Genomic DNA, 12,132 nt, shown 5'->3' with positions numbered 1-12,132 from the left:
CAAGTCCCCATAAGCCGCACAACACCCATACGGTGGAGCCTTGATCTTCAAATCGAGGCTCTTGCCCTTTTATGGCCCTTATGGCAAGAGACGCAGATCACAGGCAACCCAACGTAACCATTGCGGGGGGTCGCGAGTCTAATGGGACGGTGGGGATACGTCTTGGGGGACGGATCCTGCTACGCGTAGCCGGGGCGACGTACTCGGGGAGCTTTGAGCGGCCCTCCCGTAGGTACGCGTCCCGGCAGATCGCGTCACCATACGGCCCGCAAGGGCCCGTGGACACCCGGCCGGATCCCGTGGGGGGAATCCGCTCCGGGGCAAGGGGAGCGCCCCGCTCCGACCCGTGGGGGGATCGGCAGCGGGGCGCTTCTCGCACCTTCTTTTTTTGAGGCTCGGTTCGCCTCCGGGGCGCCTCAGCCTCCCCCAGCTACCGCTGGGAGGTGCCCCCAGCCGGAAGACCCAAGGGGCCGGATGCGACTGAGGTGCCCGGCCCTTTCAGAGGGGCGCCCGGCCGGGGGCCGAGCACCCGTATGCGCCAAGTGCCCCCGGCCCAAGTGGGACGGAGGCACCCGGAGACGCAGATGTTGCCCTAGCGCTCCTCGACCGGGACGAAGTCGCGCTCCACCACACCCGTGTAGATCTGGCGGGGGCGGCCGATGCGGGAGCCCGGCTCTTTGATCATCTCGTGCCACTGAGCGATCCAGCCCGGCAGTCGGCCGAGCGCGAACAGCACGGTGAACATCTCGGTCGGGAAGCCCATGGCCCGGTAGATCAGACCGGTGTAGAAGTCCACGTTCGGGTAGAGCTTGCGCTCCACGAAGTAGTCGTCCGCGAGCGCGTGCTCCTCCAGCTTGAGCGCGATGTCGAGCAGCTCGTCGGACTTGCCGAGCGCGGAGAGGACATCGTGCGCCGCCGACTTGATGATCTTCGCCCGGGGGTCGAAGTTCTTGTAGACGCGGTGCCCGAAGCCCATGAGCTTCACGCCGTCTTCCTTGTTCTTCACCTTGCGGATGAAGGTGTCGACGTCGCCGCCCGAAGCCTGGATGCCCTCGAGCATCTCCAGCACGGACTGGTTGGCGCCGCCGTGCAGGGGGCCCCACAGGGCGTTGATGCCCGCCGAGATGGAGGCGAACATATTGGCCTGCGAGGAACCGACCAGCCGGACCGTGGAGGTCGAACAGTTCTGCTCGTGGTCGGCGTGCAGAATCAGCAGCTTGTCGAGCGCGGAGACCACGGTCGGGTCGAGGTCGTACTCCTGCGCGGGGACCGAGAAGGTCATCCGGAGGAAGTTCTCGACATAGCCGAGGTCATTGCGCGGGTAGACAAAGGGGTGGCCGACCGACTTCTTGTACGCATACGCGGCAATGGTCGGCAGCTTGGCCAGCAGCCGGGTCGTCGAGAGGTTGCGCTGCTTCTCGTCGAAGGGGTTGTGGCTGTCCTGGTAGAAGGTCGACAGCGCGCTGACCACGGAGGACAGCATCGCCATCGGGTGGGCGTCACGCGGGAAACCGTCGTAGAACCGCTTGACGTCCTCGTGCAACAGCGTGTGGCGGGTGATGTCCTCACGGAAGGCCGCCAGTTCATCGACGGTCGGCAGCTCCCCGTTGATCAGCAGAAAGGCGGTCTCCAGGAAGGAGGCGCGCTCCGCCAGCTGCTCGATGGGGTAGCCGCGATAGCGCAGGATGCCCTGCTCACCGTCCAGATAGGTGATCGCGGATTTGTACGCGGCGGTGTTGCCGTAACCGGAGTCCAGGGTCACCAGACCGGTCTGGGCGCGCAGCTTGCCGATATCGAAGCCCTTGTCGCCGACGGTGCTGTCGACCACCGGGTAGGTGTACTCGCCGTCCCCGTACCGCAGTACTACAGAGTTGTCGCTCACGTCATCCCTCACCGACGTCTGGTTCTCTTCTTCGAGGTGCCCTGACTCCCCCCACCTTCCCCTACTCGGGTAGCGAACGTGCACTCGGGGTCGGCCGAAGAGCCTTTTGGCGGCACTCAGTGCCGCCTTTCACGGCCATCCTGCCCCGTTCGTCATCGTTCGGAAACCCATCTGACACGCTCGACTGTCACATCGCCGCCGAGTCGGTGATCCAGCGCGGTGCAGCGCCTGCCCGCCGAGACGGTGCGCACCGCCTGCCCCAGCGCGCGGCGCGAGCCGACCAGCACCACAAGGCGCTTGGCGCGGGTCACGGCCGTGTACAGGAGGTTGCGCTGCAACATCATCCAGGCCCCGGTGGTCACCGGGATCACGACGGCCGGGTACTCACTGCCCTGTGACCGGTGGATGGTCACCGCATAGGCATGAGCCAGCTCGTCCAGCTCGTCGAAGTCGTACGGTACCTCCTCGTCCTCGTCCGTCCGCACGGTCAGCCGCTGCTCATCGGTGTCGAGTGAGGTGACGACGCCAACCGTGCCGTTGAAGACCCCGTTGGCCCCTTTCTCATAATTGTTACGGATCTGGGTCACCTTGTCGCCGACGCGGAAGACCCGGCCGCCGAGCCGGCGCTCCGGGAGGTCCGGGCGGGCCGGGGTGATGGCCTGCTGAAGCAGTCCGTTGAGCGTGCCGGCGCCCGCCGGACCGCGGTGCATCGGGGCCAGAACCTGCACGTCACGGCGGGGGTCGAGGCCGAACTTCGCCGGGATGCGGCGGGCCGCGACATCGACGGTGAGCCGCCCGGCCTCCTCGGTGTCGTCCTCGACGAAGAGGAAGAAGTCGGACAGGCCCTGGGTGACCGGCGGCACCCCCTCGTTGATCCGGTGGGCGTTGGTGACCACTCCGGACTGCTGGGCCTGGCGGAAGATCCGGGTCAGCCGCACCGCCGGGACGGGGCTGCCGGGGGCCAGCAGATCGCGCAGCACCTCCCCGGCGCCCACGCTGGGCAGCTGGTCCACATCGCCGACGAAGAGCAGATGGGCACCGGGCGGGACGGCCTTGACCAGCTTGTTGGCCAGCAGCAGATCGAGCATGGACGCCTCGTCGACCACCACCAGGTCCGCGTCGAGCGGGCGGTCCCTGTCGTACGCCGCGTCCCCGCCGGGCTTGAGCTCCAGCAGGCGGTGGACGGTGGACGCCTCGGCGCCGGTCAGCTCGGACAGCCGCTTGGCGGCCCGGCCGGTGGGCGCCGCGAGCACCACCTTGGCCTTCTTGGCGCGGGCCAGCTCCACCACGGACCGCACGGTGAAGGACTTGCCGCAGCCCGGCCCGCCGGTGAGCACCGCGACCTTCTCGGTCAGCGCGAGCCGCACCGCCTCGCTCTGCTCGGGCGCCAGGTCGGCGCCGGTGCGGCCGGCCAGCCAGCCCAGCGCCTTGTCCCAGTCCACGCCCCGGAAGGCGGGCAGCCGGTCCTCCTCGGTGCGCAGCAGCCGCAGCACCTGGCCCGCGAGGGAGATCTCGGCGCGGTGGAAGGGCACCAGATAGACGGCGGAGACCGGCTCGCCGTCCGCCGGGCCCGGGACCGGCTCGCGCACCACGCCCTCGTCCTCGGCCGCGAGCTCACCCAGGCAGTCGATGACCAGGCCGGTGTCCACCTGGAGCAACTTCACCGCGTCCGCGATGAGTTGCTCCTCGGGGAGATAGCAGTGGCCCTGGTCGGCGGACTGGGACAGCGCGTACTGCAGACCGGCCTTCACCCGGTCGGGGCTGTCATGGGGGATGCCGACCGACTGAGCGATCTTGTCGGCGGTGAGGAAGCCGATGCCCCAGACGTCGGCCGCCAGCCGGTACGGCTCGTTCTTCACGACCGAAATCGAGGCGTCGCCGTACTTCTTGTAGATCCGCACCGCGATGGAGGTGGAGACGCCGACCCCCTGGAGGAAGACCATCACCTCCTTGATGGCCTTCTGCTCCTCCCAGGCGGCGGCGATCATCTTGGTGCGCTTGGGGCCGAGGCCGGGGACCTCGACCAGCCGCTTGGGCTCCTGTTCGATGACGTCGAGGGTGTCGACGCCGAAGTGCTCGGTGATCCGGTCGGCGATCCGGGGGCCGATGCCCTTGATCAGCCCGGAGCCGAGATAGCGCCGGATGCCCTGGACGGTGGCGGGGAGGACGGTCTGGTAGTTCTCGACCGTGAACTGTTTGCCATATTGCGGATGGGAACCCCAGCGGCCCTCCATCCGCAGCGACTCGCCCGGCTGGGCGCCCAGCAGCGAGCCGACGACGGTGAGCAGATCTCCGGAGCCACGGCCGGTGTCGACCCGCGCGACCGTATAGCCGTTCTCCTCATTGGCGTAGGTGATCCGCTCCAGGACCCCTTCCACCACCGCGAGTTTGAGCATGCCTCGACCGTACCGCCGGGAGCCGACAGGCGGTTCGGGCCTGTGGACGACGCCCGTGGGGAAGGAACGCGGGGTGTGCCCGGTCGCGGAATATCACGATCCGGTTTCACCGGGGGCCGACCCCTTGCCTCCTTCCATGTAATCGATTCCAATCTCATGTAATCGATTCCACAAGGAGGTGGACGATGCCGGCCATCAAGGATGTGGCGCGGCGTGCCGGGGTCTCCGTGGCGACGGTCTCACGGGTGCTCAATGACCACCCCTCCGTCCGCGCGGACACCCGCGAACGGGTGCTCGCCGCGGTCGCCGACCTCGGCTATCGCCCCAACGCGGTGGCCCGCTCGCTGCGCACCGATCAGACCCGGACCCTGGGCCTGGTCATCAGCGATGTGCTGAATCCCTTCTTCACCGAGCTGGCCCGTTCGGTCGAGGACGCCGCCCGCGAGCTGGACTACAGCGTGGTCATCGGCAACGCCGACGAGCGGCCCGACCTCCAGGACCACCATGTGCGTACCCTGATGGACCGCCGCATAGACGGACTGCTGGTCAGCCCCACCGACGGCGGCTCCCCGATGATGCTGGCCGCCGCCCGCGCCGGCACGCCCATGGTCTTCGTCGACCGCTGGATCGAGGGCGAGGGCCTGGACCGGGTGCCGGTGATCCGCACCGACGGGCGGGGAGCCATCCACGCCCTGGTGGCCCATCTGTGCGCCCTCGGCCACCGCCGGGTCGCGATCATCGCGGGCCCCGCGGCCACCACGACCGGGCGCGAGCGGGTGGACGCCTTCCGCTCCGCGCTGCGCGAGTTCGGCCTGGAGCTGCGGGAGGACCACATCGGCCAGGGCGACTTCCAGGCGGACAGCGGCCGCCGGGTGACCGCCCGCTTCCTCGATCTGCCGCACCCCCCGGACGCGATCTTCGCCGCGGACAACCTGATGGCGCTCGGCGCGATGGACGAGATCCGCGCGCGGGGCCTGCGGGTGCCGGACGACGTGGCGCTCGCCGCGTTCGACGACATCCCCTGGTTCGTCCACACCGATCCGCCGATCACCGCCATCGCCCAGCCGACCGGGGCCCTCGGCCGAGCCGCCGTGACGGCGCTGATCGATCTCGTCGAGGGGCGGCCCGCCGAGTCGGTGACCCTTTCCGCCCGTCTGGTCACCCGCCGCTCGTGCGGCGAGCCCGAAGGGAGCAAACCATGAGTGCCGAGTCCGAGCGGTCCTCCCCCGGCGGGGCGGAGCTGCTGCGCATGGAGGGGGTCCGTAAGACCTTCCCCGGGGTGATCGCGCTGGACGGGGTGGACTTCGATCTGCGCCGGGGCGAAGTGCATGTCCTCCTGGGCGAGAACGGCGCGGGCAAGTCCACGCTGATCAAGATGGTCTCCGGCGCCCACCGCCCCGACGGCGGGCGGATCCTGGTCGACGGCGAGCCGGTGCGGATCAACAGCGCGCAGGACGCCGAGCGGCTCGGGATCGCCACCATCTACCAGGAGTTCAACCTCGTCCCGGACCTCACCGTGGCCGAGAACATCTTCCTGGGCCGCCAGCCGCGCCGCTTCGGCATGATCGACCGCAAGGCGATGGACGCGCGGGCCGCCGAGCTGCTGGCCCGCGTCGGAGTGGACGTCTCGCCCCGGACCCGCGTCCGCGACCTCGGCATCGCCCGGCTCCAGATGGTGGAGATCGCCAAGGCGCTGAGCCTGAAGGCCCGCGTCCTGATCATGGACGAGCCGACCGCCGTGCTCACCACCGAGGAGGTCGAGAAGCTCTTCCGGATCGTGCGCACCCTGCGCGCGGACGGGGTGGGCGTCGTCTTCATCACCCACCACCTGGAGGAGATCGCCGCCCTGGGCGACCGGGTCACCGTGCTGCGCGACGGCCGCAGCGTCACCCAGGTCCCGGCAAGCACCGACCAGGACGAACTGGTGCGGCTGATGGTGGGCCGCTCTATCGAGCAGCAGTACCCGCGCGAGCGCGGGGACGCCGGTGAGCCGCTGCTGAAGGTCCGGGGACTCACCCGGAACGGCAGCTTCCAGGACATCGGCTTCGAGGTGCGGGCCGGGGAGGTGGTGGGCCTGGCCGGGCTGGTCGGCGCGGGCCGTACGGAGGTCGTCCGGGCGCTCTTCGGCGCCGACCCGTACGACTCCGGCTCCGTCGAGGTGCTCGGCCGCCCGCTGCCCGGCCATGACGTGGTGGCCGCCATGCGGGCCGGGATCGGCCTCGTCCCCGAGGACCGTAAGGGCCAGGGCCTGGTCCTGGACGGCTCCGTGCAGGAGAACCTGGGCCTGGTCACGCTGCGCGCCGCCACCCGCGCCGGGCTGGTCGACCGGGCCGCCCAGCGGCGCTCGGCGGCCGGTGTCGCCGAGCGGCTGGCGGTCCGGATGGCCGGTCTCGACCAGCGGGTGCGCACCCTCTCCGGCGGCAACCAGCAGAAGGTCGTCATCGGCAAGTGGCTGCTCGCCGACAGCAAGGTGCTGATCCTCGACGAGCCGACCCGCGGGATCGACGTGGGCGCCAAGGTCGAGATCTACCAGCTCGTCAACGAACTCACCGCGTCCGGCCACGCCGTACTGATGATCTCCAGCGATCTGCCCGAGGTGCTGGGGATGAGCGACCGGGTCCTGGTCATGGCCCAGGGCCGGATCGCGGGCGAGCTGACCGCGCGGGAAGCGACCCAGGACGCCGTGATGGCCCTGGCAGTGAAGGACGTCAAGGACGCCGACGAAGGGGTCGGCGGCAAGGAAAAGGAGGGCTCCCGTGGCCACTGACACGATTGACGCCACGAAGGACCCCGGGGGCTCGGCGGTCCTGCGCCGCGTGCTGCTCGACAACGGCGCCCTCAGCGCCCTGGTGCTGCTGGTGGCCGCCATGGCGCTGCTGTCCGGCGACTTCCTCACCACCGACAATCTCCTCAACGTCGGCGTCCAGGCGGCGGTCACCGCGATCCTCGCCTTCGGCGTCACGTTCGTCATCGTCTCCGCGGGCATCGACCTCTCGGTCGGCTCGGTGGCCGCGCTGTCCGCCACCGTGCTCGCCTGGTCCGCGAGCTCACAGGGGCTGCCGGTGTGGTTCGCGGCGCTCCTGGCGCTCACCACCGGTGTCGCCTGCGGTCTGGTCAGCGGGGCGCTGGTCTCCTTCGGGAAGCTGCCGCCGTTCATCGCCACGCTCGCGATGCTGTCGATCGGCCGCGGTCTGGCCCTGGTGATCTCCCAGGGCAGCCCGATAGCCGTGCCCGACTCGGTGTCCGGCCTCGGCGACACCCTCGGCGGCTGGCTCCCCGTCCCGGTGATCGTGATGGTCGTGATGGGCCTGATCACCGCGGGTGTGCTGGGCCGTACGTACCCGGGCCGGGCGATGTACGCGATCGGCGGCAACGAGGAGGCGGCCCGGCTCTCCGGGATCCGGGTGACCCGTCAGAAGCTGGTCATCTACGCGCTCTCCGGCGGTTTCGCGGCCGTCGCGGGCATCGTGCTCGCCTCCCGGCTGTCCTCCGCGCAGCCCCAGGCGGCGGTCGGCTACGAGCTCGACGCGATCGCCGCGGTGGTCATCGGCGGCGCCAGCCTGTCCGGTGGCGTCGGTAAGGCGTCCGGCACGCTCATCGGCGCGCTGATCCTCGCGGTGCTGCGCAACGGGCTCAACCTGCTGGAGGTGTCCGCCTTCTGGCAGCAGGTCGTCATCGGTGTCGTCATCGCGCTCGCGGTGCTGATGGACACGGTGCGCCGACGCGCCGGGGCCGGACCGGGCGCGCCCGGGGCCGCGGCGGGCGGACCGTCCGGTGGCGGCCGTAAGAAGGCCGTCAACGCGGGCAAGTTCGCGCTGGCCGCCGTGGTCGTCGCCGCCATCGCCTTCGGCGCCTCCGTCTGGCGCTCCGGCTCCTCCGGGGGCGCGGACACCAAGGTCGGTCTGTCGGTCTCCACCCTCAACAACCCCTTCTTCGTTCAGCTGAAGGCGGGCGCCCAGGAGGAGGCCAAGCGCGCCGGGATCAGCCTCACGGTCACCGACGCCCAGAACGACGCCTCCCAGCAGGCCAATCAGCTCCAGAACTTCACCAGCCAGAACATGAAGTCGATCATCATCAACCCGGTCGACTCCGATGCCGCGGGCCCGTCCGTCCGGGCCGCCGACAAGGCGGGCATCCCGGTGCTCGCCGCCGATCGCGGCGTCAACAAGGCGAAGATCGCGACCCTGGTGGCCTCCGACAACATCACGGGCGGCAAGCTGGCCGCGAAGACGCTCGCCGAACGGCTCGGAAAGAAGGGCACGATCCTGGTGTTGCAGGGCACCCCCGGCACCTCGGCCTCGCGTGAGCGCGGTAAGGGCTTCGCGGAGGGCCTCAAGGCGTACCCGGACATCAAGGTCGTGGGCAAGCAGACCGCCGACTTCGACCGGGCCAAGGGACTGGATGTGACCACCAATCTGCTCCAGGGCCATCCGGGCATCGACGGGATCTTCGCCGAGAACGACGAGATGGCGCTCGGCGCGGTCAAGGCGCTCGGGTCCAAGGCGGGCAAGTCCGTCGCGGTCGTCGGCTTCGACGGCACCCCGGACGGGCTCAAGGCCGTCGAGAACGGCACCCTCGCCGCGACCGTCGCCCAGCAGCCGAAGGAGTTGGGCCGGATGGTGGTGGAAAACGCCGTCAAGGCCGCCAAGGGGCAGAAGATCGACAGCACGGTGAAGGTGCCGGTGAAGGTCGTCACCGCGAAGTGACAAACGAAAGGACGTGCGGATGCACGACTACGACCTGCTGGTCGTGGGGTCGGCCAACGCCGATCTGGTGATCGGAGTCGACCGCCGCCCCGGGGCCGGCGAAACGGTCCTCGGGTCCGACCTGGTGGTCCACCCGGGCGGCAAGGGCGCCAACCAGGCCGTCGCCGCCGCCCGGCTGGGGGCCCGTACGGCCCTGCTGGCCCGGGTCGGCGACGACGACTACGGCCGGCTGCTGCTGGACTCGCAGCGGTCGGCCGGGGTCGACACGGTGGGCGTGCTCGTCGGCGGCGCGCCCACCGGGGTCGCGCTGATCACGGTGGACCCCTCGGGCGACAACAGCATCGTGGTCTCCCAGGGGGCCAACGCCCGGCTGACCCCCGGCGACGTCCGGGCCGCGGCGAGCCTGCTGGCCGCGGCGCGAGTGGTCTCCGTACAACTGGAGATCCCCCTGGAGTCGGTCGCCGAGGTGGTCCGTACGGCGGCCGCGGGCTTCGGCGGCCGCCCCGGGCCGCGGGTGGTGCTCAACCCCTCGCCGACCGCGCCGCTGCCCAACGACGTACTGGCCGCCTGTGATCCGCTGGTGGTCAACGAGCACGAGGCGCGGTTCCTGCTCAGCGACGACCAGGTGGGCTCCTCCGACGACCCCGAGGAGTGGGCCGACGCCCTGCTCTCGCGCGGTCCGCGCTCGGTCGTGGTGACCCTGGGCGGCGAGGGCGCGCTGGTCGCCGACGGCGACCGTACGGTGCTCGTGCCCAGTCCCGCGGTGACGGCCGTGGACACCACGGGCGCCGGGGACGCCTTCACCGGCGCGCTCGCCTGGCGCCTCGGCGTCGGCGACGACCTGGTGACGGCGGTGCGGTTCGCGGTGCGCGTGGGCGCGGCGGCGGTGACCCGGGCCGGGGCGCAGGCGTCCTTCCCTAGCGCCGAGGAGGCGGCGGCCCTGTGAAGCGGTCCGGGATCCTCAACCGTCATCTGAGCGCGGGCATCGCCCTGCTGGGTCACACCGACACGGTGATGGTGTGCGACGCGGGCCTGCCGATACCGGACGGGCCGTTCGTGGTGGACCTCGCCTTCACGGCCGGGGTGCCGTCCTTCGAGCGGGTGCTCACCGGGCTGCTGGACGAGCTGGTGGTCGAACGGGCCACGGCGGCGCGGGAGGTGAGCGGCCACAACCCCGGGGCGACCGCCCTGCTCGACCGCCTCTTCCCGGCTCCCGCGCTGGATCTGGTCCCGCACGAGGAGCTGAAGACGCTGACGGCGGGGGCGCGGCTGGTGGTGCGCACGGGCGAGGCGCGGCCGTACGCGAACGTACTGCTGCGGTGCGGGGTGCCGTTCTGAGGGTGTGACATTTCGAGGGGCCCGGCCGTGGTCCGGGCCCCTCGTTCTCCCCTCCCAGGGCTTCCTCTCGAATCCCCCCGGATCCCCCCGGGAAGCCCGATGCCAGGTACGACCCGCCGAGGGCCGGAACGGTTGCACGCCGATCGGCGAAAGATTTTTCCGGGGCGCGACAACCTCGGGTGGGGCCGCACGTCTGGTGGGTTGAAGGCGGGTTCCGGAACGGGTCCTCGGATCCTCGGCGCACGCCTCCGCCCTTCAGCGTTCGCTCAAGCCTTTCGGGAGTCGTTCCGTATGCAGCACGTCCGCGCCAAGAAGCCGAACCGCCGTCTGCGCCCCTGGATCGTGGGGTCGGCCGCCGGAGTCGCCCTGATCGTGGGCGGGGGCATCGCCGCCCAGGCGGCCACCTCCGACCACTCCCGCCCGGCCAAGCCGGCCCCGACGGCGACCTCGAAGCCGGAGCCGACCAAGCCGCCCGCCACCAGCAAGCCGGAGCCCACGAAGCCGCCGACCACCAGCAAGCCCGAGCCCACCAAGCCGCCGACCACCAGCGAGCCCGAGCCCACCAAGCCCGCGCCCACGCTGCCGCCCACCACCGCGCCGGAGCCCACCAAGCCCGCCCCGACCCTGCCGCCGACCAGCGTGCCCGAGCCCACGAAGCCGCCCACCACCAAGCCCGCGCCCACCAAGGCCAGCCGCTAGCCCGACCACGGGTGGGGCGGGACCGGATCCGGAGCCGGTCCCGCCCCGCACCGATGAGGTGAACGAGGACGATGCAGCTCACTCTTGTCCTGCCCTGGTGGGCCCGGCTGCTCCGCCGTGCCCGGACGACCGCCTCGACGCCGCCGGTGGAGACACCGCGCGCCGGGCGGCGGCTGCGGGCGCTGCGACCGGTGGGCGGCCGGGGCGACGGGGAGCCCGGCCCGACCCTGGACGATCTGTACCGGGCCCGGCGGCTGGACATGATCCGACTGGCGGTCTTCCTGGTCGACGACCTGCACACCGCGGAAGACGTCGTCCAGGACGCCTTCGCCGCCGTCTGCCGCCGGCACGGCTCACGGCTGGACAGCCTCCAGGACGCCCACGCCTATCTGCACACCGCCGTGGTCAACGCCGCCCGCTCGGTGCTGCGCCGACGGCGTACGGCACGCGCGTACACCCCGCCGTACCAGGGGCCGGGGGCGCCCGTGGACGAGCCGCTGCTGCTCGCCGAGGAGCACCGGCAGGTACTCGACGCGCTGGCGCGGCTCACCCCGCGCCAGCGCGAGGTGCTGGTGCTGCGCTACTGGTCGGAGCTGACCGAGGCCCAGATAGCCGAGGCGCTGGGCGTCTCCCGAGGCACCGTGAAGTCGACCGCGAGCCGTGCGCTCGTCACCTTGGAGAAGCTGCTGGAGGCGGCCCGATGAGCACTCCATCCCCCATCGAGGAACGGCTGCGCGCCGCGCTCGACGCCCGTGCGCGGCTCATCGACGCCCACGAGCTGTCCCCGTACCGGCCTCCCACCGGCCCGGCCTGGGGCAGGCGGCGGGTCCGGCGGGTCGTGTCCGCGGTCGCCGTGACGGTGGCGGCAGCGGCGGCCGCCGCCTTCCTGCTGCTGTCCGGCTCCCCGGAGCGCCCGCATCCGGCACCGCCCGCACGGGACCCCCGCACCTCCCCTCCGGCCACCTCGGTCCCGTCCTCGGACACCGCCCCTCCGACCACCTCGGTTCCGTCCTCCAACACCGCCCCTCCGACCATGCCCTCCCCCACCTCGCCGCCCGCAACTCCGCCCCCGGCCTCCACCGCCACCCACCGCTGACCCGGCCGCCTCGCA

At 71.2% G+C, this 12,132-nt stretch carries 10 protein-coding genes; 8 read left to right on the top strand and 2 right to left on the bottom strand.

Translation table 11 applies throughout. The features are described from left to right. Positions 1–592 precede the first annotated feature (592 nt). Positions 593–1,882 (bottom strand): citrate synthase, encoded by a 1,290-nt coding sequence (locus ACMTAK_RS32045; RefSeq protein WP_044575006.1) that lies wholly within the window; start codon positions 1,880–1,882, stop codon positions 593–595. Between the two features lie 152 nt (positions 1,883–2,034). Then, a complete protein-coding gene (gene recD2 / locus ACMTAK_RS32040; protein ID WP_262699661.1) occupies positions 2,035–4,278 on the bottom strand; it encodes an SF1B family DNA helicase RecD2 in 2,244 nt (747 codons plus the stop codon). 185 nt (positions 4,279–4,463) lie between these two features. On the opposite strand from recD2, the gene ACMTAK_RS32035 reads away from it, so the two are divergent. From ACMTAK_RS32035 to ACMTAK_RS32000, 8 genes are all read left to right on the top strand, one after another. Next, complete coding sequence (locus ACMTAK_RS32035) at positions 4,464–5,480, top strand: LacI family DNA-binding transcriptional regulator (RefSeq protein ID WP_413809388.1); 1,017 nt, start codon at positions 4,464–4,466, stop codon at positions 5,478–5,480. Beyond that, positions 5,477–7,045, top strand: coding sequence for a sugar ABC transporter ATP-binding protein (locus ACMTAK_RS32030; protein WP_413809387.1), 1,569 nt, complete (start codon positions 5,477–5,479; stop codon positions 7,043–7,045). The genes ACMTAK_RS32035 and ACMTAK_RS32030 overlap by 4 nt, the downstream gene beginning before the upstream one ends. Beyond that, positions 7,035–8,984: an ABC transporter permease/substrate-binding protein gene (locus ACMTAK_RS32025; RefSeq protein ID WP_413809386.1), complete on the top strand. Its 1,950-nt coding sequence runs from the start codon at positions 7,035–7,037 to the stop codon at positions 8,982–8,984. The genes ACMTAK_RS32030 and ACMTAK_RS32025 overlap by 11 nt, the downstream gene beginning before the upstream one ends. 19 nt (positions 8,985–9,003) lie before the next feature. Continuing rightward, positions 9,004–9,930, top strand: a complete 927-nt coding sequence (gene rbsK, locus ACMTAK_RS32020; RefSeq protein WP_413809385.1) for a ribokinase — start codon at positions 9,004–9,006, stop codon at positions 9,928–9,930. Further along, on the top strand, positions 9,927–10,322 hold the full coding sequence (gene rbsD / locus ACMTAK_RS32015; RefSeq protein ID WP_413809384.1) for a D-ribose pyranase: 396 nt from the start codon (positions 9,927–9,929) through the stop codon (positions 10,320–10,322). The genes rbsK and rbsD overlap by 4 nt, the downstream gene beginning before the upstream one ends. A 291-nt stretch (positions 10,323–10,613) precedes the next feature. Next, positions 10,614–11,021 (top strand): hypothetical protein, encoded by a 408-nt coding sequence (locus ACMTAK_RS32010; protein ID WP_413809383.1) that lies wholly within the window; start codon positions 10,614–10,616, stop codon positions 11,019–11,021. Positions 11,022–11,092: 71 nt separating this feature from the next. After that, entirely contained in the window at positions 11,093–11,725 is a 633-nt protein-coding gene (locus ACMTAK_RS32005) for a SigE family RNA polymerase sigma factor (RefSeq protein WP_413809382.1), read from the top strand. Beyond that, the gene (locus ACMTAK_RS32000) at positions 11,722–12,117 is read left to right on the top strand and encodes a hypothetical protein (protein ID WP_413809381.1); all 396 of its coding nucleotides are present in this window, start codon (positions 11,722–11,724) and stop codon (positions 12,115–12,117) included. The genes ACMTAK_RS32005 and ACMTAK_RS32000 overlap by 4 nt, the downstream gene beginning before the upstream one ends. Positions 12,118–12,132: the final 15 nt, after the last annotated feature.

This window comes from Streptomyces lacaronensis, from assembly GCF_047337785.1.
GTDB classification, from domain to species: Bacteria; Actinomycetota; Actinomycetes; order Streptomycetales; family Streptomycetaceae; genus Streptomyces; species Streptomyces lycopersici.
Note: the sequence above shows the minus strand (reverse complement) of the source record. Positions and strands in the feature narration are given on the sequence as shown.